The following is a 19,813-nucleotide window of genomic DNA, read 5'->3' on the forward strand; positions in this document are numbered from 1 at the left end:
TTCTCTTCTTTGCTGTATGAGTATTAGTTGCTTGCCAATTTTTCACGAAGTACCATTTGAAGGATACCGCCATGACGATAGTAGTCAATTTCGACTTCACTATCAAAACGAACAACCACTTCAAATATTTTCTCATTGCCATCTGTATCAATTGCTTTCACAGTGACAAGATCACGTGGACGAACTGTTTCATCAACATGAACTTCAAATGTTTCTGTTCCTGTTAGACCATGAGTTTCTGAACTTTCTCCGTCTTTAAACTGTAAAGGAAGTACGCCCATGAAGACAAGGTTACTTCTATGGATACGCTCAAAGCTTTCAGCTAGTACAAATTTAATTCCAAGAAGGTTTGTTCCTTTTGCAGCCCAGTCACGTGAAGAACCCATTCCGTAGTCTTTACCTGCTAAGATTGCAAGACCTGTTCCATCTTCTTTATAACGCATGCATGCATCATAAATGGATGTCACTTCACCAGTTGGCCAATAAGTTGTATATCCGCCTTCAGTTCCTGGTGCGATTTGGTTCTTAATACGGATGTTTGCAAAAGTACCTCTCATCATGACATGGTGGTTACCACGGCGAGATCCGTATGAGTTAAAGTCTCTAGGCGATACGCCTCTTTCTTGCAAGTATTTACCCGCAGGTGTGTCTTTACCAATCGCTCCAGCAGGAGAAATATGGTCAGTTGTCACAGAGTCACCGAACTTGGCAACGACGCGCAAGCCTTTAAGCGGTTCAACCTTACCAGGTTCAACTGATAGGTTTTCAAAGAATGGCGGGTTATCAATGTATGTGGAATTTTCATCCCATTTGTACAATGCATCATCCGTCGTTTTAATTTCATTCCAGCGGTCATTGTTGTCAAAAACAGTTTCATACTCTGAACGGAATAACTCAGGTGTGACAGTGCTTTTGACGACGCTGTTGATTTCGTCCATTGATGGCCAAATATCATCGAAATAAACGTTCTCACCATTTTTATCCACACCGATAGGGTCTTTTGTTAAATCAATATTCACCGTACCAGCAAGTGCATACGCCACAACTAATGGTGGAGATGCAAGGTAGTTTCCTTTCACAAGCGGGTGGATACGCCCTTCAAAGTTACGGTTACCTGATAAAACAGAAGTGATCAGCAGATCATTTTCAGAGACAGCATCCTCGATTTCTTGCGCAAGCGGTCCTGAGTTTCCGATACATGTTGTACAGCCATACCCAACGATGTTAAATCCGAGGTCTCTTAAGTATGGAAGAAGTCCTGAGTTCACGAGGTATCCTGTCACAACCTTAGAACCTGGTGCTAGTGACGTTTTCACGTAGTTTGGCACCTTCATACCAAGCTCACTTGCTTTCTTCGCAACAAGACCTGCTCCGATTAAGACGTATGGGTTCGATGTATTCGTACAGCTCGTAATCGCTGCAATCGCAATCGCACCTGTCTTCATCACAGCTTTTTCACCATTTGCTAGATCAAATTCAATTTGTTTATCCAGCTCTGATTTTTCTAAGCCAAATCCTTGGTTACCAGCTGGGCTTTCAATGTGCTGATGGAACGTCTCTTTCATTTCAGAAAGTGGAATCAAATCTTGTGGACGCTTTGGACCAGATAAGTTTGATTCAATTTGAGAAAGGTCAATTTCCACAACATCCGTAAAAATTGGCTCTTCTGCATCTGGCGTATAGAATAAGCCATTTGCGCGAGAATATTCTTCAACGATATTAATTTGCTCTTCATCACGTCCAGTAAGGCGAAGGTAAGCAAGAGCTTCCTCATCTACTGGGAAGAATCCGCAAGTAGCACCGTATTCAGGCGCCATATTCGCAATCGTTGCACGATCCGCTAACGGCAGCTGTGCAACTCCAGGTCCGAAGAATTCAACGAATTTGTTCACTACGCCTTTTTCACGCAGAACTTGTGTCACTTTTAATGCAAGGTCAGTTGCAGTCGTTCCGTTTGGAAGCTCTCCAACTAATTTAGCACCAATGACTTCTGGTACTGGGAAGTATGAAGGCTGACCGAGCATACCAGCTTCCGCTTCAATACCGCCAACGCCCCATCCAAGTACGCCGATACCGTTGATCATGGTTGTATGTGAGTCGGTACCAACCAATGTATCTGGGTAAGTGATGATCTCGCCATCTTCTTCAATCGCATGAACAACACTTGCAAGGTACTCTAAGTTTACTTGGTGAACAATCCCTGTTGCAGGCGGAACAGCTTGATAGTTATTAAACGCTTTCTTTGCCCAGCTAAGGAAGTTATAACGCTCTGCGTTACGTTCGAATTCTAAATCCATGTTAATGTTTAAAGCATCTTCAGTTCCAGCTTTATCAACTTGTACTGAGTGGTCAATGACAAGGTCAACTGGAATTTCAGGGTTGATTTTATCCGGGTCCCCGCCTACATCTGCCATTGCTTTTCTTAAAGAAGCAAGGTCAACGACGGCTGGTACACCCGTGAAGTCTTGTAAAATAACACGAGAAGGTTTAAATGGAACATCAATTTCTTTGACCTCGGCAGTTCCCCATTTTGCCAAGTTTTCAACGTGTTCCTTCTTGATCACTCTACCGTCTACTTGGCGAAGCACTGATTCTAAAAGTACCTTAATGGAATAAGGCAGCTTAGAAACATTTCCGATTCCTTGTTTCTCTAGTGCTTCTAACGAATAATAGTGATACGTTTTCCCATTTGTCGAAAACGTTTTTCTAGATTGAAAAGCGTCTTGTTTAGCGACTTGCTGCTGTTTCGACATGTCCAAAATCCCCCTTTTGATGATCAAGATCAATTTCAATTCTCAGAAAAATCGTCGTATTTCACCACAATTTTCTCACAATTTCATCTTAAAACAAATTCATACATAAGTAAATAACAATGCTTTTATTAAATTCAATAAGTTTATCTTATCATTAGGAAATGATTACTCTTCATAATCCAAGCAGAGCGGGTTCATACTACAATTGAGGTGATAGAACATGACAAAACGTAAAGCAAATCATGTGATTGACGGCATGAACGCAGCCAAAAGCCAAGGAAATGGTGCAGGCTATATTGAAAATGATCAACTCGTTTTAACAGAAGAACAAAGACAAAATAATAAAAAACGTAAAAAAAACCAATAAGAAAGGAGCAAACATTATGACGAATAAAAACACAGGAAAAGACATCCGTCAAAACTCGCCTAAGGAACATCAAAGCGGACAGCCGGAGCCATTATCAGGCAGTAAAAAAGTAAAAAACCGCAACCATTCAAGACAAAAGCACAATTCTCATCATGATATGTAAACATCCTCCTCTCATCCCGTGGCAAAGCGGGATGTTTTAGGTCTTTCACACATTTCAGTTCTCAACATATCATTTATTATGAGATGTGATGGAGGAGTGTTTATGGAGAATGAAAAACAATCGAATTCCTCTGATTTTCTAGAAATAGATGATTGGCTCAATGTCTTAATGGATGATCCATTTGCCTGGTATGATGAACACCTCCCAATTGATCTTTATGAAACAAGCCGCGATTATATTATTGAGATTGATGTCTCCACCCTGTCGATCACTGATGTAAAGCTGACCTTCGCTGGACATGAGCTGACTCTCGCTTACACGGTACAAAAGCCAAATGATGAAGGCGAACAGCCAATTGAAAAAAGTGTCATGCTCCCTTTTTATCTGAACGACAAAGATATTGAAACAGAATACGAAAACCGAATCATTTCGATAAGAATTAAAAAAAGTTCCGACTATCCAAGCGGGGCATTTTCCTTTCAAATCCCGCACTTCAAACATTAAGAGCCCACCTTCATTTGGTGGGCTCTCTTCCGTTCGTGTCAAGTCAATACCTTTTGCGAACCACCATGGCCAAATAGTAGAGTCGCTATATGATAATGTATTCTTTTTCTACTAGATGGTTTGGGTCTTTCTAGTAAATGGGCAGTTATGAATGAAAAAAGGCGTTCATAGAGATGAGAGACATACATTTTTGTTATTTTCTTCTATCATCTCTTCATGTAAAATAAGATAGAGAGACGAGGGGTATAAGGAGTGAGAACATGTTAAGCGGCTGGTTTTTGTGGTTCATTTTATTTTGGGGCACGGTGATGATCGGATTACTCGCAATCGGTGGCTTTTTTATGTTTCGCAAATTTTTAAAACGATTGCCGAAGGAAGATGGGAAATCAGAGCTTGATTGGCAGGATGAATATATTCAAAAGAGCCTCCACCTATGGCGGGAAGAAGACAAACAGCTTTTAAATGAACTCGTATTACCTGTTCCAGAGCTGTTTAGAGATGTCGCCAAAGAAAAAATTGCAGGAAAAATTGGCGAGCTGGCTTTAAAAGAACAAGCTGCCAGCATTAATTTAGACTTAATCATTCGCGGCTATATTATCGCTACCCCAAAGCGGGATCATAAGTTTTTACTGAAGCGCCTTCAAGAAAAAGATATCGATCACACGCCATATGAATCGTTATTAAAATAACCTCCTTTATCAAAAGGAGGTTTAATTCATTTGAACCTGCTGCGGATCTAATTGCTTAGACAGCTTTCTAAACGACAAATACATAGCAACGCGCCAAGGTACGATCATGCCAAAGGCAAGAATCCAAAACATCCCGCTTAGAGAACCATAATCAATAGAAGAACTCAGGATGGTCTTCATCCCGATACGAAGAACAAGAAGTCCAATGAGAATAAACACAAATGCTTTTGATCGCTTTAAATAAATGTCATTCCCTCTAATTTCAAACTTCGATGTTTTGATTAAAAATATGGAGAAAAACATCCCCACTGTGATCGCCTCTAGAAATTCAGCCCCAGTTACTCGAAACATAGGAACAAAAAACATTAGTGCCCCAGTGCTCATGAAAATAGGAGGTAATATAATTTTTTTCGCAGTTGCAGGTTTTGCAGATGACTTAATGCGAATAAACATGACGGCTACCGCCATACATATCGCAATTATAGAAGAGATCAAGACCATCATATCAAATCATTCCTTTATTCTTTAAGGTCAGCCTATGTATAATATACTCCAATTGACGAAAAAAAACCATTCGCCGCGACTGTAGAAAACGATTTCAAAAGCCTGTAAATCCGCCGAACAATGAGGAGAACATGATGATAATCCATGTCAGAAGATCAAAGAACAGCAATATCCCTACCACAATCATAATGATCCCGCCAATTCTCATGATAAGCTGCTGGCGCTTTCTGATCCACGTCATTTTCGTGATGAAAAAGGATAGAACAAAAAACGGAACGGCAAATCCGAATACATACGCAATCATATATGTGACAGCCGACTCCGGATTGTTGCCAGCAAGTGTGATAACAGCAGATAAAATAGGTCCTGTACAAGGTGTCCATCCAGCAGCAAAGCCCATTCCGATGAGAATCGACCCAAAAAAACCAGCAGGACGATTTTTGAACTGCATTCTCTTTTCCCCCATAAGGAAAGAAGGCTGGAATACACCAAGAATCATAAAACCAAAGAAAATAATGAGAATGGCTCCAACCTGGCGAATTGCTTGATGGTAATCATAAAAAAACTTCCCAACAAATGATGTTCCAAAGCCAATCGCAATAAATATAATAGAGAACCCAACTAAAAAGAATAAGGTATGAAGCAGACTTCTTCTTCTCAGCATCACCTTCTCAGATTTCACTTCATCTATACTAACGCCCGTAATATACGATAAAAAGGCTGGATAAAGCGGCAGACAGCATGGTGAGATAAAAGAAAGAAACCCTGCTCCAAAAGCTAAAAAGTAATTCAAATCTGTCAAAAGAACACCCCCTTCTTACAATATACAATAAGAGATGACAAAATCATTTCATTTTTTTTACATCCTCTCAATAAAGATGGTCTATTCTCTTAAAACCTTATATAATTTAATTTGACATCAAGATAACGAATCCTTTAAATTTGAAAATAAACCTTAAAATGGATATAATAGAATCGATTCTTTTTATCAAGATTTGCATGAAAGGAACATGACTTTGGTAAAAACATCATTATTAACTCAAATCGAAGAAAAAAGAGAAGAGCTGATGAAAGTTGTCTTGCATAATGGGATGACATCAACAGTGACCATCGAACATAGCCAGCAGCTAGATCATCTCCTCTTACAATATCAACGACACTTACACTCAAACTCAGCCAACTAATCATATCTCATGATATCTATCATGCTGCACGATTTTTAGAACAGTTGATATGTGTGACCATAAACGAAACAAAAACCTCTGATGACAGGGGTTTTTTGTTTTTTAAGGAGGCTGACGCCAAAATAAAAACCACCTTCCCTGCTTTATTCATGCAAGTACAGTGGTTTTAAAGCGTCTGATGAAGGTGAATTCAATAAAGAAAGGACAACGCTTGTCCATTCTTTATAACCATGTTCCATCTATGATCATAATATCGTACCGTATTATTTCGCTTGGTTGTTCATGGCTTTCATCATTTGATTGATTTTCTTCTGGGACGGTTTCATGCCCATTTGCATCATCATCATTCGAAGCATTTGTTCATTAATTGGTGGATTCTTTTTCAAGTAGCTCATCATATACTTACGAGCAATAAAGAATCCGAGTGCAACTCCTGCAAGCAGTGCAACAACGCCTACAAGGATGACAACCCATAAATCCATAATTCTTCCTCCTTCATGTTGTCTCGTATAAAGTGTACTAAACAAAAGGCTATTATACAACATTTCACGTTCAATTTTATTTTTTTAAACAAAATTCCTCACTTTTACCGGATTGAGCCACCCGTGCTTCTTTGAACCGAAGTCCATCGCAAGAAAGCAAGGACTAATTTTTCTCAGCACTTCAAAAAACACCGCTTCTGCCTCGTAACTGCCGGTGGCAGACATTTGGATATAACGGTCTTTTATAATAAATGCAGCCGTTCCTTTTCCATCAGGTAAGGAAGCGCTGTATATCGAGCCAATTTGTGTATAGTGAATGTTCGTTAAGTTGTTCATTAATCGCTGGTGCATATGAAAAGCAGGGATTCGTTTCGTCACGTAATCCACTTGTTTCACAAGCATCACCAATTCATCTTCCGTGCGGTTCGTCCAGTGTAACGACTCAAACAAATGAAACAAAATTGATTCTCTGCCAAAATAATGATGTGCAAATTCATCCTCAATCCAATAAATATAATAATGGCGTTCCATGTCTATCCCTTCCTTTCACATTTCGTCAATCTCGTTTATTGCTTGTATTATACAAAAATGTGAAAGAAAGAATTGTCTATATATGAAGCAAGAAGAAACTAGTTTTGTCAAAAAAACAAGAAAAAAGAAAAAAGTTTGCAGAGCGGATGAAAATGCTCTGCAAACAGATGGAAAAAAAGCATGATGCTTGGAGATTGATTATTTGTTCAGCTTTGCTTTCACACGGCTGACCACATTGCTGACAGTAAATCCGTATTTCTCAATAATGGTTTCACCTGGTGCAGAAGCACCAAATTTATCAATGGCAATCACGTCACCATCAAGACCAGTGTAACGCTCCCAGCCAAGTGAAGCTCCCATTTCAATCGCAATACGAGCCCGCACTGCTGTAGGAAGGACTGATTCTTTGTATTCATCTGACTGCTGATCGAAACGATCCCATGCAGGAAGACTGACAACAGACGCGCGGATCCCTTCTTTTTCAAGTGCTTTTTGCGCTTCAATCGCTAAACCGACTTCAGATCCAGAAGCGAGTAGAAGTGCTTCTGGCTGTGCATCAGCAGCTTCAACGACGACGTATCCACCTTTTTCTACTCCCTCATACGCCTTCTCTGGTGCTTGGTCAATCGTTGGAAGGTTTTGACGAGTCAGAACTAGTGCTGTCGGTTTATCCGTTGAAGATACCGCAAGTTTCCACGCTGCAGCTGTTTCGTTTCCATCCGCTGGGCGAATAACTGAAAGATTAGGCATCGCACGTAATGAAGCAAGCTGTTCAACCGGCTCATGTGTCGGACCATCTTCACCAACAGCGATACTGTCATGAGTAAAAACATATGTGACTGGAAGTCCCATTAAGGCAGCAAGACGAATAGCTGGTCTTAAGTAATCTGAGAAAACAAAGAACGTTCCGCCGAATACACGAAGGCCGCCGTGAAGTGCCATACCGTTTAACGCGGCACCCATTGCAAATTCTCTGACACCGAACCAAATATTCTTGCCGGCATAATTATCTTTACCAAAATCGTCTGTGTTTTTAATCGTTGTTTTGTTTGAACCTGCAAGGTCAGCAGACCCACCAATAAAGAAAGGTACTTGCTTCGCAATGCCATTTAATACTTCGCCTGAAGAAGCGCGGGAGGCAAGACTTGAACCTGCTTCATAAACAGGAACCTCTTGATCCCAATTCTCAGGAAGCTTTCCTTCAATCGCAAGCTTCAGTTGAGCTGCAAGCTCAGGGTATTCTTTTTCATATTGTTCAAATAGTTCATTCCAAGCTGCTTCTTTTTTCTGACCAGCGTCTTTTACAGCTTCTTTGAAATGATCGTACACTTCAGAAGGTACATGGAAATCTTCTTCAAACGTCCAAGAGTAAGCTTCCTTCGTCAGCTTGGCTTCATCGCTGCCAAGCGGTGCACCATGCACACCAGACGTTCCTGCACGGTTAGGCGATCCGAAACCAATCGTTGTTTTCACTTCAATCAATGTAGGTCTGTCTGTACTTTGTTTCGCCTTTTCGATAGCAGCCGTCACTTCTTCAATGTTGTTGCCGTCTTTCACATAGAGAACTTCCCAGTTCATCGCTTCAAAACGATTCTTCACATTTTCAGAGAATGAACGATCTAGGTCGCCATCTAAGGAAATATCATTTGAATCATAAAGAACAATTAAACGGCCTAAGCCTAAATGACCAGCAAGTGAAGCAGCTTCAGAGGAAATTCCCTCCATTAAGTCCCCATCTCCGCAAATGCTGTATGTATAGTGATCTACAACATCAAAGTTGTCTTTGTTATACGTTTCCGCAAGATGTCTTTCTGCAAGTGCCATACCAACTGCCATGGCAATCCCCTGCCCTAAAGGACCTGTTGTGGCATCTACGCCCTCTGTGTGTCCAAATTCAGGATGTCCAGGTGTTTTGCTACCCCATTGGCGGAATTGTTTTAGATCATCGATGCTCAGGTTGTATCCGCTTAAATGAAGCATGCTATATAGAAGCATAGAACCATGCCCCGCAGATAAAACAAAACGGTCTCTGTTAAACCAATTAGGGTTTTGCGGACTTACGTTTAAGTGATTCGTCCATAAAGCGTATGCCATTGGTGCAGCACCCATTGGCATTCCAGGGTGACCGGAATTCGCTTTTTCAATTGCGTCTATGGAGAGAGTACGTATTGTTGCAATAGATTTCAATTCAATCGTTTCCATATAAATCCCCTTCCGTATCTTGTGTACACCATTATCATAAATCTACTGTCCTTTTTTCACAACTATTTCACGCTGAAAAAGAGTGATTTTGTCACATTTAGTTTATCGATCACCTAAAAAGTTATGCAAATATGAAAAAAGATGAGAATATACTTCCCATCTTTTCAAAATTTAAGAAATCACAGACTTAGTGAAGGTTTTGATCTCTTTCTCTTTTTAATTTTTCTGGTGTGACATCGTTTCCTTCAGGATCAACGATTTTCACGGTTTTAAGTGTATTTTTCATAGAAGAACGAAAAGCTTTTAAATACTCTTCTCTCAATAGCTTTTGTTCTGTTTTTTCAGCGTCTGATAAACCGGTCTCTTTCGACTTTTTTGAAAGCTCATTGATTCTTGCAAGCTGCTTTTTAGAAATCATGACAAACTCCTTTAAAACATTTTCTCTACATACTACTAAATATCAATCACTTTGACAACAAATCAAGCTTTAGGTGGTCAGACCTTTTTCATATTCTTGATACCTTCTATGGACCGTTGCTTTTGAAATGTCAAAACCTAGTGCCTGAAGAGTTGCTGCAATTTCTGCGAATGTCATGTTGTTTTTTCTTAATCGAACAATTTCTGAAATCGGCACTTCAATACGCTCACGGCCAGGCGCATGATCCTGCTGTTTTAAATTCAGTTCGGGCTGATACCCGCGCTCAACAGCTCTTCTCATTCCCCGCTTGATTTTCAGGTTATGAATTTTTCGTTGATACTCTTCAACTACTCCTACGATCTCAATAACCATTTCATCTGCTTCTGAAAGCTCAAGCTCGCCTCTATGAAACGTACTGTACACCTTTACGTTCTCTTTAAAAAGACAATGAAGAAGCGCAATTTTTGCTTGTCCTCTTCCGAGACGCGTTTCATCCTGGATAAGAACGGCATCAATTGACTCTTCTTTTAGTGTAGCTAGCATATCAAACACACCATCACGATCTAGATCATATCCGCTTGCTTTTTCTTTGATGACTTTCACCACATTCATCTTGTGCATAGCAGCTAAAGCCAGCAGTTCTTCTTCTTGTCTCTTCAGCGAGGTTTCCTGCTCTTCTTTGACAGTGCTTACTCTCGCATAGATGATTGCATTCATGACTTCAATCGACCTTTCTATTGTACTGTTGCAAGTTGATATACGACTGGATGCTCTTTTTTGACTGGTATGACAAGAATGTCACCAGGCTGGATTTCCGTTGAAGCAAGATCATTGTGCTGAGTGACCCAGTCAATAAACGCATTTTTGTCGATTGATTTGCTGTCGTTTACTTGATCAGCTAACCCCCAAAGAGTATCACCTGATTGAACCTCTATTTTAACATACTGATTTGGATCATTATGGCTTGTGACTGCAATAAGTGAGAGAAATATGCCAACGATGAATGAGAATACCCCAATAAAAATAATAGATTCTTTTAACCTCATAATGTCATCTCTCCTAACAGAATATGTGTTCGCTCTTTCTGTCACTCATTATAAATACGAACAAACGTTTCTGTCAAACGTTTTTTTCGAACCTATGTTTGTACTGTTAGGAAAAACATGCTATAATTTCTTTAAAATTGACGTTTTGAGGTGCAAAAGATGACGAAGCTATCAAAAAGACAACTCGATATCCTGACATTCATCAAAGAAGAAGTAAAAAGTAAGGGCTATCCCCCATCCGTTCGTGAAATTGGAGAAGCTGTCGGTCTAGCATCCAGTTCAACGGTTCATGGACATTTAGCTAGACTAGAAACAAAGGGCTTAATTAGAAGAGACCCAACAAAACCTAGAGCGATCGAAGTACTAGATGAAGAGGAAATGAATATTCCTAAGAGTGCTGTAATGAACGTACCAGTCATCGGAAAAGTAACAGCAGGCCTGCCTATTACGGCTGTTGAGAATGTAGAAGAATACTTCCCTCTTCCAGAGACTTTTGCAGCACCAGATGAACAAGTATTTATGCTTGAAATTATGGGAGAAAGTATGATTGATGCAGGAATTTTGGACAAGGACTATGTCATTGTGCGTCAGCAAAGCACCGCTAACAATGGAGATATTGTCGTCGCCATGACAGAGGAAGATGAAGCGACAGTGAAACGTTTCTATAAAGAAGATACACACTTTAGATTACAGCCAGAGAACCCATCTATGGAACCGATTATTTTACAGAATGTAAGTATACTAGGTAAAGTGATTGGCGTATTTAGAAATATTCACTAAAAAAAGCCGGTATTTCATCAGCTGCTGATGAGAACCGGCTTTTTCTTTTATGAACAAGAATATGCTAGAATACGCGAGCTTGGGAAGGAACCAAATGTAAAGTTTGGCCAAATAAAGCCAGTTGTTCTCCCGAAAGGCTGTGAGGATAGGACATACATTAAAAACACTTGACCGTTTCTCATGAACACAATCGTCCATCTTCTATTACATCCCGCTGCAAATTGAACAGATTGCTGGCCTCCACCTGTTTGCCCTGAAATAAGTGACTGCATGCTTTGAGGCTGTGATAATGCTTGCTGATACTGCGAAATGATATGCTGCGGCGGAGCTGGCGGAGCTGATCCGCTTGATCCGGGTCCAGTGCCTCCTCCTCCGATTGGAAACCCTGGAAATCCTCCAACTTGAGGAATAGGGAGTGATGGCCATCCTTGCATCTGCCTGTCATATGAGTAACCATTCCACATACCTTCATACGGATAATACATATTCAACACCACTTTCTTAGACATTCATCACGATAGTATATGTCATAAATGAAAAAGCGTGTTGAACGTCCAAACAAAAATTTTTCCAAAAAACGTTTTGTTCTTCTTTAGAACGGTTAAATAGTAGATATAAAGAAAAAATAAAAAAATGAAAACTTTTTGTCTCCCTCAAACGTTATATATATAGAAAGAAAAGAAATAAAAAACATTTAGATTTAATACTTGTAATATCACTGTAATTGTTGTAACATTTGTAACATAAGAAGTTTTCATTGAGAAAAGGAGGCAATCGCCTTGAAAAAATTATTCGTTTTATTAACTGCTATTATGCTTATGATGTCATTACAATCTACAACATTGGCCGCTTCTAAAAAACCAGCCGCTTTGACAAATAAAGAAGCGTTACATATTGCCCTTGACGCACGAGAACACTTTTGGAGTGCGATGTCAGGCTACAAAATTAATGAACATTCCGATTACAAATTAAAATCATTTAGCTATAAAGACATGACATACAACTATCTTTCTAAAACATTTGATACAAAGAAAAAACTAAACAGCTACCTATCTCAAGTTTTCACAAAAGATGCCATCAATCAAGGTTTAAAAGACTACCAGTTCATTGTTCATAAAGGAAAAATGGCTGTTCCAGTCGGTGACGGAGACAACATGCTTAATTGGGATAAAGCCACACCTAAACTTGTCTCTAAAAAACAAACGGTCCGCACATATGAATTCACCGTCCCAACACTTGATGGACGCAAAGTAAAACGAACTGTTACGTACGAAAAAGTACAAAAAGATTGGAAAGTCACAAAAATTGACGCTGTCATCTAAATAAGAAACCAGGCCATTCAATCGGCCTGGTTTTTATATTGGAGAAAATTCAGTCATGCGATCCAGCGCGTGAGCAAGTGATGATGCCGTGCGAAATTCATTAAAAGGAAGCCCAAGCTGCACGGCTGTTTGGGCAATTTCTGGTCTGATTCCTGAAATGGTCGTCTCTACTCCAATTAACCGAAGTGATGTGACAAGATCAAAGATTTGATGAGCCACCATTGTATCAATAATGACAACGCCCGATAAATCAATACATAAATGCTGTACGCCTTTTTGCGAGCACTGTTTCAGCGTATTTTCTAAAATCATCTTTGCTCTCGCTGTATCAATGTCACCTACTAACGGCAATAACGCAATATGATTTTTTAAGACAATGACAGGTGAGCTCAGCTCGTAAATCATGTCTCTTTGTGCCACGAGTTTCTTCGTTGTATTTTTCACATATTGCTGGATGAACACATGAATTGAAATATTAAACGCCTCTGAAATTAAATCATACCAATAAAAGATGCGGTCAATATCAATTTCATCTTGACGCTGCTTAATAAATTCTTTTAAGTAATGAAGGACCACTCTTTGATTGGACATGTATTCTCTCACAACATAATCTAATGGTGTGTTTAAATGCTTCGGGTCACTGGCTAAGTCTTCAGACCACTTTATAAACTCAGTATGTAAATACGTCTTGTCTTCAATAAGAGCACGTATAAAATGCTGGTAATAATCTTGATTTTGCCGTTTCAGCTCTGCTATGATGCTGGAATCTGTTGAACGATATATTGATTCTGGATCATTATCCTCAATTGATTCATACCAAGTTTCAGTCAGTTTCTCTGCATGTTGCATGAAAAAATCGTATAATGCACGGTTCTTATCCATAAGCATATGTCCCTTCACATTTTCTTCTTGTCAGTCTTTGTACCTTATAGATCCATTGTACCACTGAATCTTTTGTCCCTGCTAGCTCCAATACGCTCTGATCATCAACAAAAAAGGCACCTACTCACAGGTGCCTCTCTTCCAGTTTTATTTCACAATAAATAAAATTCTTTTCCCATCAGGATAACCGCTGATCTGGTGTCCAACCCATGAGCCTGCTCCCCTATTATCAGATGGGCTGACATATTGAACACTCGCACCTTTTCCTCCCTCAAGACAAACCGCCATCGGCCACTCATCCCGGTCAAAGCCAGGTTTAGTCGGAATTCCTTTTAATGATTCTTGCCTGCGGGCATCTGCTCCATTTCGGTCTATCGTACACACATCTGAATGCCCTTTTCGAATGGCTTCTTGAATATGGCTGCCTGTTTCAGGGTACCGTTCCTTTGGAAATTGAATGACATGATCATATCGATCCGCACCTTTTGCCGCATGTTTCTCCCCAAATCCACCTAACAACGTGCCCATCCATATCACAAAGCATAGGGCGGCACCAGTGATCCAGCCTCTTCTCATTTTCAAAAGTGTGAGACCTCCTCATTTTTCTCAAGCAGAATCTTGACTTAAAGGAAATGTGTCATTTTAATGTATGAGCGGTTCACGAATGACATGTGAAAAAAATGATGAGGCTGAGAACTCAATGAATCTCTCAAGCGTAGACAGATAGAAACCAGTGATTCTATCCATATAAAAAAGCTTGTCCCCTATGAAGGAAACAAGCTTTGTGCTCTAGCTTTTATTGCGCTTTTGCATAGTTGATAAATTCAACAAAGGCAGCTGTCGCTTTTGGACCGCCATTAATCGTTCCGTTTGAATACCCTGCGTTGTGAACCCCAACGATTTGCTGATTTTGATCTAGCATCGCTGAGCCTGAATTTCCGCTAAATGTATCAATCGTATAGTATGCGAGATTTGTATCTTCTCTTGTCACAGAACCTGACATCTCCCACTGCGACACCTTGCCAGTCGATCTCATTTTATCACCTGGGTATCCAGAAATTTTAATCGTTGTCCCAGTTAAGTTTGTCACCTGACGGATAGAGCGGTAACCGACCGTATTGCCAATGTTCGTATCTGTTTTGATCACGGCAAAATCATATTGGCTCGCGCCTGTATTGATATATCCGCTTGGTACATAGAACTCCGTCATGTTTGCTGAGCCATTCACCGCAGTACTATCGTTCATGCCTGGATACACCGATCCTTTTGCACTATAACTTCTCGATGCTGTATTGTACACGCAGTGCCCGTTTGTCAAAATTTTGTTAGGGGCAATGAGTGTCCCCGTGCAGCTTGAGCCGCCAAATGTAATATAAGCAATTGAATTATATGGTGCCACTCTTGTGTTTGTTACTTTTGTTCTACCATCGTCTCCAATGACGACTTTTGTTTGAAAGTCTTTTAAATATTTTGATAGTGGTTTTACTTTTTCGCCAACAGTAGAAGAAAGATCATCCACTTTGTCAAAGGATGAGGGGGATTTCGTATCATTGTGGAAATCACTTGAAGAGATCACCTTTCCATCAGAAGTCACCATGTCATAATCAGACGTTAGTACTGAATCCGATGTGGCATGGGCAAAACTAGGCACACTTAAAGCACCAAAAACGAGTAGAGAAGGGAGTAACATTTTCACCTTTTTCATCATATTCCTCCTTTATGTCCTATATCAAAAATCATACGATTGTTTCATATTGGAGTAAATGAGAGAATATTCTTATTTTTTACAAAATATTTCATTTTTAAATTAGGTGTTTTGTATCTTTCCAACCTTCATTCTATTGATCTCTCTGAAATAGAAAAAACCGCCTAATTGGCGGTCTTCCTAATTTTTCAGCTCCACACATCTTTTACATATCTATTGTCATTTGCAAGGGTTGTCAGCCAATTCTCAGCTGTTTCCTTCGAGCAATGTTTCTCGTTTTGATAGAGGTCGATAAGCGTAGCCTCTACGTCTGGTGCCATAACTTTTCCGTCCCCGCACACGTAAAGATACCCACCTTGGTCAAGTAACTTGATCAGCATGTCGCCGTCTTCTTTCAACAAATGCTGGACATATACTTTTTGCTCTTTGTGACGAGAATAAGCCCGGTGGATGTGAACAACTCCTTTTTGCGCTGCAAGCTGCATTTCCTCAAAATACAGATCATCTTCAAGAGGGTGACGGCAGCCAAAATATAGGTGAGCTTCGCCTAGTGGTTTTCCTTCCTTCTGCCACACTTCTCTTGCCTGAACAAACCCTCTAAATGGAGCGATTCCTGTACCCGGTCCGATCATGATCATCGGTACTTCAGATGAAGGTGGCAGCTGGAATCCTGCCTGCGCTTCGTGGAGGAAGCAGGCGACTTCTTCTCCTGCCTGCAGACCGCATAAATAGTTTGATGCGACTCCGGCATATTCTCCGCGGCCGCTCCACGCTTTACCTTTCACAACCGCCACTGTGATACTGACTCTTTTTTCTTCGACCTTTGGTGAGCTAGAAATTGAGTAATAGCGCGGCTTCAAACCTGGTAAAAGTGCTAAAAAGTGCACAAACGGCAGCTCACACGCTTCATATTGATCTAATAAGTCCAGCATGGTTACTCGTTTCTTTAAAACGGCTTCTTGATATGCTTCACCAGCCATTTGCTCAAGCTCCACGCGGTGAGGCGGACAAACTGTATATGCTGCGAGCTCTCTTAGCTGCGTACGTGTTGCAGGCTCTTGAAGCTCAACATGTGACGCAAGTAATTCTCTCATTTGAATCGGCTGATCTAAAGGTAAATGACTTGCTTCTTTCTGAGAAGAAAGCTTGATGTGCTGCTTAGGATCAAGATTGAAGCGATTGATCACCCGCTGCACGAGTGCATCACTATTTTTCGGAACAATTCCGATATGATCCCCTTCTTTGTATTGTTTCCCTTCAGGCAATTGCAGTTCAATATGTCTTGTTTGCCGCTCACTTTTTTCAGATTGTAATTCCTCATTTTTCAGTACAACAGCTGAAAAAGCACCATACGTTTTCGCCACAGGACGTTCTACTAGCTCATTTGTATTAACAACTGATAATTTTGGATTTTCCTTACCTTTCTCTTGGAAGGTGAGCTTAAATTCTTTTGCAAGCTGCTTGAAGACCGTTTTCTGGAATGTTTCTTTATCCTCATCCATATCTCCGCCTGCATCGCCTTCTCCTAAATCAGCTACACGCTTTGCACTTTTTCTTTCAAGTGCTTCATCAATGAGACGCGGAATACGCTGGTACGTACTCGCCCAATTTCGATCTCCGCATCCAAAAACAGCAAATGTCACGTTTGATAAATCCTGCTCTTCATCCTGCGTGACCCAATCCACAAATTTTTTCGCATGGTCAGGCGGATGTCCATTGTATGAAGCGGTCACGATTAAGACTGCACCTTTATCTGGTAATTGGCGTGTATAGTCATCAAGCGGAGCAGTGGTCACGTCAAACCCTTTTGCTTTCCCGTCTTCAGCAAATTCGTTTGCGATTTGCTGCGCTGTGCCAAGATTTGATCCATATAGAACAAGCAGTGGTGTACCGTGACTGGCCACTTTTGACTCATCAGATTTTGTGCTTTTTTTCGCCTCTTCTTTCGGTGGTGCCATAAAGAGTTTCTGCTTCCGTGGCCGCACTTTGATTTTAAAATCGTTTGGCTTAATCGTCAGAGATTCTTTTAAATCAAGTTCATATGATGTGTGATCAATCAATTCCAGATTGTGCAGGACCATCGCTAGCACCATTGTGGCTTCATGAAGGGCGAATTGCATGCCGATACATGCACGCTGCCCATTCCCAAAAGGCTTGTAGGCATGCTGCGGGATCTTTTCAGGGTGCAGAAACCGCTCTGGTTTAAATTCTTCCGCATCCTCTCCCCATACCGCTTGATCACGATGTAACTTAGGGAGAAGCACGGAGACACTTTGATTCTTTTCAATCGAATATTTCCCTCCGATGACGGTGTCCTCTTTCGCATAAAGAGAGAACGTAGGCGCTGTTGGCCAGAGGCGAAGTGATTCATTTAAAACCATACGAGTGTAATTTAGATTTTGTACCTGCTTAAATGTTGGCAGTCCGCCTTGCAGCACATCATCTGCTTCTTGGACGGCTTTCTTTAATTTTTCTGGATTCTTTAATAAGAAATAAATCGCAAAGGATAGCAGCCCGCTTGTTGTTTCGTGCCCAGCTATTAAGAAGGTAATGATTTGATAGCGGATATTTTCATCTGACAGGCGCTCTCCTGTTTCAGGGTCCTTTGCATGCAGCATGAGGGACAGTAAATCATCGCCCGTTTTATCTTGTTTTTTTCGTTCTTGAATAATGTCATCTACTAATTGCTTCATAAAATCGACATTTTGGTCAAATTTTTTTCTTCTTTTGATCATTAGCTTATCTGCAACCGGCAACCGGCTCGCCTGATCCATCGCTTCGTTTAAACCATTCAGCATACTTTCGATGAATGGATGCTGATTTTCTTTATAAAAGCTGTTAAATCGAAAATCAAAACCGCAAAGTCCGATCGTATCTAAAGTAAGCTTTGTCATATCCTCTGCTACTTCAATTTCTTCATCACGGCCTGTTCTTTGCCATTTTTGTACAAGCTGTGTGGCAATATCGAGCATCATCTCATGATAGCCCTTCATGGCCTGCTGGCTAAACGCAGGCATCAAGATGTGGTGAGCCTTTCTCCAGTTCGGTTCTTCTGTCCAGCTCGTAAATAACCCATCTCCTGCAAATGCTCTTACTTTATTGAGACTGCTCCCAATGTATTTATCAAAACGGCTCTCATCACATATTTCTTGGACAAGTTCATGGCTGGAAACAAAAATACTTGTTGCTTTTGAAAATTCAAACTGAAAGATCGGTCCTAATTCATCTGCAAGACGCCAAAAGGTTTGAGAAAGCTCCCCCTTTTTGATATGGGGAATATTTTTAAAAGGTCCGTATGTTTTTGGTTTTGGAATGATTGATGTTTGTTGCATGTGCCCACTCCCTTTATATCATTAAGAAACAACGCTAATGGCGCGCCATAAACATTGCTCAATGTCCTCTAGAAATTCAATCGTTGGCTCTATTTCTTCTGCAAGAATTTGTTTATGCAGCTGTACAAAGGCACCAAATACAATCGATAAAATGGTTCTACCTGAGAGATTTGGATGAATCCCATCCTTTTTCCCTTCTTCAAAGATAAGGAATAGCTCATGTAACAAAAGCTGCATTTTCTCTTTGCTCGTCTCGTCTAAGTAATGGGATCGTTTATCAATTTCTAAGAAATATAGCCCGCTTGGATTCTCCTTTGTAAATAAAACCAAGCAATAAAATACATGCTTAAAGTACGCCCGAATACTTGCCTTTGGATCTGGACTGTTTGTGTTCATTTTTTCGATAAATGCAGAAAGGCTGCGCTGGTACAAAATATTAACGAGGGCCTCTTTACTGTCGAAATAACGGTAAATGGTTCCTGCTCCGACGTTTGCTCTTTTTGATATCATCGGCATCGTGGTCCCATCAAAGCCCCGTTCAATAAATAAATCTAGTGAAGCCTTCATAATCTGTTCTTGTTTATCAGTCACTGCTGGCACTTCATCCCCTCCTCATTTCAGGAATGAATGTTCATTCCGCATGCGGTATATTATATTAATATTTTAATTTCTTCTATATATACTTAAACACACTTATTTTTCTCCGTCATCACATTTTCTGAAAATAATAATAATTGAGAAATGATGCCTAGTCAGACAGCATCCAAAGGACTTAGAAATATTGGCAGATATGTGTCATGCGGGTGACCTCTGCACTACACGTTCATTCTTAATCAATCGGAGACTGAATATGGCCGTCATATGTATCAATATGTTTGCTTTCCAAGAAGACGTGCTCCACCAAATAAAATCGCAAAAGCAAACATCGTTCGAAGAATCACTTCAATAT

General features: G+C 40.4%; 22 protein-coding genes. 7 read left to right on the forward strand and 15 right to left on the reverse strand.

Annotation, left to right across the window (positions count from 1 at the left end; all coding sequences use genetic code 11):
• Positions 1 to 23: 23 nt before the first annotated feature.
• Positions 24 to 2,753, reverse strand: a complete 2,730-nt coding sequence (gene acnA, locus C6347_RS05230) for an aconitate hydratase AcnA (RefSeq protein ID WP_106071493.1) — start codon at positions 2,751 to 2,753, stop codon at positions 24 to 26.
• Positions 2,754 to 2,973: 220 nt separating this feature from the next.
• Between acnA and sspO the strand changes: the two genes are divergently transcribed.
• The 4 genes from sspO to C6347_RS05250 all read left to right on the forward strand — a co-directional run bounded on the left by sspO (position 2,974) and on the right by C6347_RS05250 (position 4,476).
• A complete protein-coding gene (gene sspO, locus C6347_RS05235) occupies positions 2,974 to 3,120 on the forward strand; it encodes a small acid-soluble spore protein O (RefSeq protein ID WP_003210995.1) in 147 nt (48 codons plus the stop codon).
• A 16-nt stretch (positions 3,121 to 3,136) separates the two neighbouring features.
• On the forward strand, positions 3,137 to 3,283 hold the full coding sequence (locus C6347_RS05240; protein WP_066030853.1) for a small acid-soluble spore protein P: 147 nt from the start codon (positions 3,137 to 3,139) through the stop codon (positions 3,281 to 3,283).
• A gap of 102 nt (positions 3,284 to 3,385) precedes the next feature.
• The gene (locus C6347_RS05245; RefSeq protein WP_106071494.1) at positions 3,386 to 3,787 is read left to right on the forward strand and encodes an Hsp20/alpha crystallin family protein; all 402 of its coding nucleotides are present in this window, start codon (positions 3,386 to 3,388) and stop codon (positions 3,785 to 3,787) included.
• A gap of 260 nt (positions 3,788 to 4,047) precedes the next feature.
• Complete coding sequence (locus C6347_RS05250) at positions 4,048 to 4,476, forward strand: DUF2621 domain-containing protein (RefSeq protein ID WP_060596424.1); 429 nt, start codon at positions 4,048 to 4,050, stop codon at positions 4,474 to 4,476.
• 21 nt (positions 4,477 to 4,497) lie between these two features.
• Here the strand turns inward: C6347_RS05250 and C6347_RS05255 are convergent, their stop codons facing one another.
• Positions 4,498 to 4,980 (reverse strand): CcdC family protein, encoded by a 483-nt coding sequence (locus C6347_RS05255; RefSeq protein ID WP_034660774.1) that lies wholly within the window; start codon positions 4,978 to 4,980, stop codon positions 4,498 to 4,500.
• 94 nt (positions 4,981 to 5,074) lie between these two features.
• Positions 5,075 to 5,782, reverse strand: a complete 708-nt coding sequence (locus tag C6347_RS05260) for a cytochrome c biogenesis CcdA family protein (RefSeq protein WP_060596423.1) — start codon at positions 5,780 to 5,782, stop codon at positions 5,075 to 5,077.
• Between the two features lie 208 nt (positions 5,783 to 5,990).
• Here C6347_RS05260 and C6347_RS05265 point away from each other — a divergent pair, with 208 nt between their 5' ends.
• Positions 5,991 to 6,164: an aspartyl-phosphate phosphatase Spo0E family protein gene (locus tag C6347_RS05265; protein WP_369810454.1), complete on the forward strand. Its 174-nt coding sequence runs from the start codon at positions 5,991 to 5,993 to the stop codon at positions 6,162 to 6,164.
• Between the two features lie 263 nt (positions 6,165 to 6,427).
• Here the strand turns inward: C6347_RS05265 and C6347_RS05270 are convergent, their stop codons facing one another.
• The 6 genes from C6347_RS05270 to yneA all read right to left on the reverse strand — a co-directional run bounded on the left by C6347_RS05270 (position 6,428) and on the right by yneA (position 10,843).
• Positions 6,428 to 6,646, reverse strand: coding sequence for a YneF family protein (locus tag C6347_RS05270; protein ID WP_003212379.1), 219 nt, complete (start codon positions 6,644 to 6,646; stop codon positions 6,428 to 6,430).
• A gap of 84 nt (positions 6,647 to 6,730) precedes the next feature.
• Entirely contained in the window at positions 6,731 to 7,177 is a 447-nt protein-coding gene (gene sirA / locus C6347_RS05275) for a sporulation inhibitor of replication protein SirA (RefSeq protein ID WP_012010100.1), read from the reverse strand.
• 198 nt (positions 7,178 to 7,375) lie between these two features.
• A complete protein-coding gene (gene tkt, locus C6347_RS05280) occupies positions 7,376 to 9,379 on the reverse strand; it encodes a transketolase (protein WP_060596422.1) in 2,004 nt (667 codons plus the stop codon).
• A gap of 187 nt (positions 9,380 to 9,566) precedes the next feature.
• Positions 9,567 to 9,797 carry a DUF896 domain-containing protein gene (locus C6347_RS05285; protein ID WP_034660771.1) on the reverse strand — a complete coding sequence of 77 codons (231 nt, stop codon included), beginning with the start codon at positions 9,795 to 9,797 and terminating at the stop codon, positions 9,567 to 9,569.
• A 69-nt stretch (positions 9,798 to 9,866) separates the two neighbouring features.
• The gene (locus tag C6347_RS05290) at positions 9,867 to 10,514 is read right to left on the reverse strand and encodes a YneB family resolvase-like protein (RefSeq protein ID WP_003211322.1); all 648 of its coding nucleotides are present in this window, start codon (positions 10,512 to 10,514) and stop codon (positions 9,867 to 9,869) included.
• 17 nt (positions 10,515 to 10,531) lie between these two features.
• Positions 10,532 to 10,843, reverse strand: a complete 312-nt coding sequence (gene yneA / locus C6347_RS05295) for a cell division suppressor protein YneA (RefSeq protein WP_003211955.1) — start codon at positions 10,841 to 10,843, stop codon at positions 10,532 to 10,534.
• Positions 10,844 to 11,002: 159 nt separating this feature from the next.
• Here yneA and lexA point away from each other — a divergent pair, with 159 nt between their 5' ends.
• Positions 11,003 to 11,623 carry a transcriptional repressor LexA gene (gene lexA / locus C6347_RS05300; protein ID WP_003212311.1) on the forward strand — a complete coding sequence of 207 codons (621 nt, stop codon included), beginning with the start codon at positions 11,003 to 11,005 and terminating at the stop codon, positions 11,621 to 11,623.
• Positions 11,624 to 11,670: 47 nt separating this feature from the next.
• Here lexA and C6347_RS05305 read toward each other — a convergent pair whose 3' ends face one another.
• On the reverse strand, positions 11,671 to 12,108 hold the full coding sequence (locus C6347_RS05305; protein WP_034660769.1) for a hypothetical protein: 438 nt from the start codon (positions 12,106 to 12,108) through the stop codon (positions 11,671 to 11,673).
• Positions 12,109 to 12,402: 294 nt separating this feature from the next.
• On the opposite strand from C6347_RS05305, the gene C6347_RS05310 reads away from it, so the two are divergent.
• Complete coding sequence (locus tag C6347_RS05310) at positions 12,403 to 12,945, forward strand: IseA DL-endopeptidase inhibitor family protein (protein ID WP_106071495.1); 543 nt, start codon at positions 12,403 to 12,405, stop codon at positions 12,943 to 12,945.
• A 33-nt stretch (positions 12,946 to 12,978) separates the two neighbouring features.
• Here the strand turns inward: C6347_RS05310 and C6347_RS05315 are convergent, their stop codons facing one another.
• The 5 genes from C6347_RS05315 to C6347_RS05335 form a co-directional block, all read right to left on the reverse strand.
• Complete coding sequence (locus C6347_RS05315) at positions 12,979 to 13,827, reverse strand: STAS domain-containing protein (protein WP_066030856.1); 849 nt, start codon at positions 13,825 to 13,827, stop codon at positions 12,979 to 12,981.
• A 147-nt stretch (positions 13,828 to 13,974) separates the two neighbouring features.
• Positions 13,975 to 14,355 carry a NucA/NucB deoxyribonuclease domain-containing protein gene (locus C6347_RS05320; protein ID WP_045210079.1) on the reverse strand — a complete coding sequence of 127 codons (381 nt, stop codon included), beginning with the start codon at positions 14,353 to 14,355 and terminating at the stop codon, positions 13,975 to 13,977.
• Positions 14,356 to 14,623: 268 nt separating this feature from the next.
• Positions 14,624 to 15,532 carry a trypsin-like serine peptidase gene (locus C6347_RS05325; RefSeq protein ID WP_066030857.1) on the reverse strand — a complete coding sequence of 303 codons (909 nt, stop codon included), beginning with the start codon at positions 15,530 to 15,532 and terminating at the stop codon, positions 14,624 to 14,626.
• Positions 15,533 to 15,720: 188 nt separating this feature from the next.
• On the reverse strand, positions 15,721 to 18,864 hold the full coding sequence (locus C6347_RS05330; RefSeq protein WP_106071497.1) for a bifunctional cytochrome P450/NADPH--P450 reductase: 3,144 nt from the start codon (positions 18,862 to 18,864) through the stop codon (positions 15,721 to 15,723).
• Between the two features lie 21 nt (positions 18,865 to 18,885).
• Positions 18,886 to 19,431: a TetR/AcrR family transcriptional regulator gene (locus C6347_RS05335; protein ID WP_253294504.1), complete on the reverse strand. Its 546-nt coding sequence runs from the start codon at positions 19,429 to 19,431 to the stop codon at positions 18,886 to 18,888.
• Positions 19,432 to 19,813 lie beyond the last annotated feature (382 nt).

It is taken from the genome of Bacillus sp. NMTD17, from assembly GCF_002998735.1.
Lineage (GTDB): Bacteria > Bacillota > Bacilli > Bacillales > Bacillaceae > Bacillus.

Excerpts from the sequence above, each read along its gene's own strand:
- acnA (WP_106071493.1), bottom strand. The coding sequence starts at position 2,753 with ATGTCGAAACAGCAGCAAGTCGCTAAACAAGACGCTTTTCAATCTAGA.
- sspO (WP_003210995.1), top strand. The coding sequence starts at position 2,974 with ATGACAAAACGTAAAGCAAATCATGTGATTGACGGCATGAACGCAGCC.
- C6347_RS05240 (WP_066030853.1), top strand. The coding sequence starts at position 3,137 with ATGACGAATAAAAACACAGGAAAAGACATCCGTCAAAACTCGCCTAAG.
- C6347_RS05245 (WP_106071494.1), top strand. The coding sequence starts at position 3,386 with ATGGAGAATGAAAAACAATCGAATTCCTCTGATTTTCTAGAAATAGAT.
- C6347_RS05250 (WP_060596424.1), top strand. The coding sequence starts at position 4,048 with ATGTTAAGCGGCTGGTTTTTGTGGTTCATTTTATTTTGGGGCACGGTG.
- C6347_RS05255 (WP_034660774.1), bottom strand. The coding sequence starts at position 4,980 with ATGATGGTCTTGATCTCTTCTATAATTGCGATATGTATGGCGGTAGCC.
- C6347_RS05265 (WP_369810454.1), top strand. The coding sequence starts at position 5,991 with ATGACTTTGGTAAAAACATCATTATTAACTCAAATCGAAGAAAAAAGA.
- C6347_RS05270 (WP_003212379.1), bottom strand. The coding sequence starts at position 6,646 with ATGGATTTATGGGTTGTCATCCTTGTAGGCGTTGTTGCACTGCTTGCA.
- sirA (WP_012010100.1), bottom strand. The coding sequence starts at position 7,177 with ATGGAACGCCATTATTATATTTATTGGATTGAGGATGAATTTGCACAT.
- tkt (WP_060596422.1), bottom strand. The coding sequence starts at position 9,379 with ATGGAAACGATTGAATTGAAATCTATTGCAACAATACGTACTCTCTCC.
- C6347_RS05285 (WP_034660771.1), bottom strand. The coding sequence starts at position 9,797 with ATGATTTCTAAAAAGCAGCTTGCAAGAATCAATGAGCTTTCAAAAAAG.
- C6347_RS05290 (WP_003211322.1), bottom strand. The coding sequence starts at position 10,514 with ATGAATGCAATCATCTATGCGAGAGTAAGCACTGTCAAAGAAGAGCAG.
- yneA (WP_003211955.1), bottom strand. The coding sequence starts at position 10,843 with ATGAGGTTAAAAGAATCTATTATTTTTATTGGGGTATTCTCATTCATC.
- lexA (WP_003212311.1), top strand. The coding sequence starts at position 11,003 with ATGACGAAGCTATCAAAAAGACAACTCGATATCCTGACATTCATCAAA.
- C6347_RS05305 (WP_034660769.1), bottom strand. The coding sequence starts at position 12,108 with ATGTATTATCCGTATGAAGGTATGTGGAATGGTTACTCATATGACAGG.
- C6347_RS05315 (WP_066030856.1), bottom strand. The coding sequence starts at position 13,827 with ATGGATAAGAACCGTGCATTATACGATTTTTTCATGCAACATGCAGAG.
- C6347_RS05320 (WP_045210079.1), bottom strand. The coding sequence starts at position 14,355 with ATGGGCACGTTGTTAGGTGGATTTGGGGAGAAACATGCGGCAAAAGGT.
- C6347_RS05325 (WP_066030857.1), bottom strand. The coding sequence starts at position 15,532 with ATGAAAAAGGTGAAAATGTTACTCCCTTCTCTACTCGTTTTTGGTGCT.
- C6347_RS05330 (WP_106071497.1), bottom strand. The coding sequence starts at position 18,864 with ATGCAACAAACATCAATCATTCCAAAACCAAAAACATACGGACCTTTT.
- C6347_RS05335 (WP_253294504.1), bottom strand. The coding sequence starts at position 19,431 with ATGAAGGCTTCACTAGATTTATTTATTGAACGGGGCTTTGATGGGACC.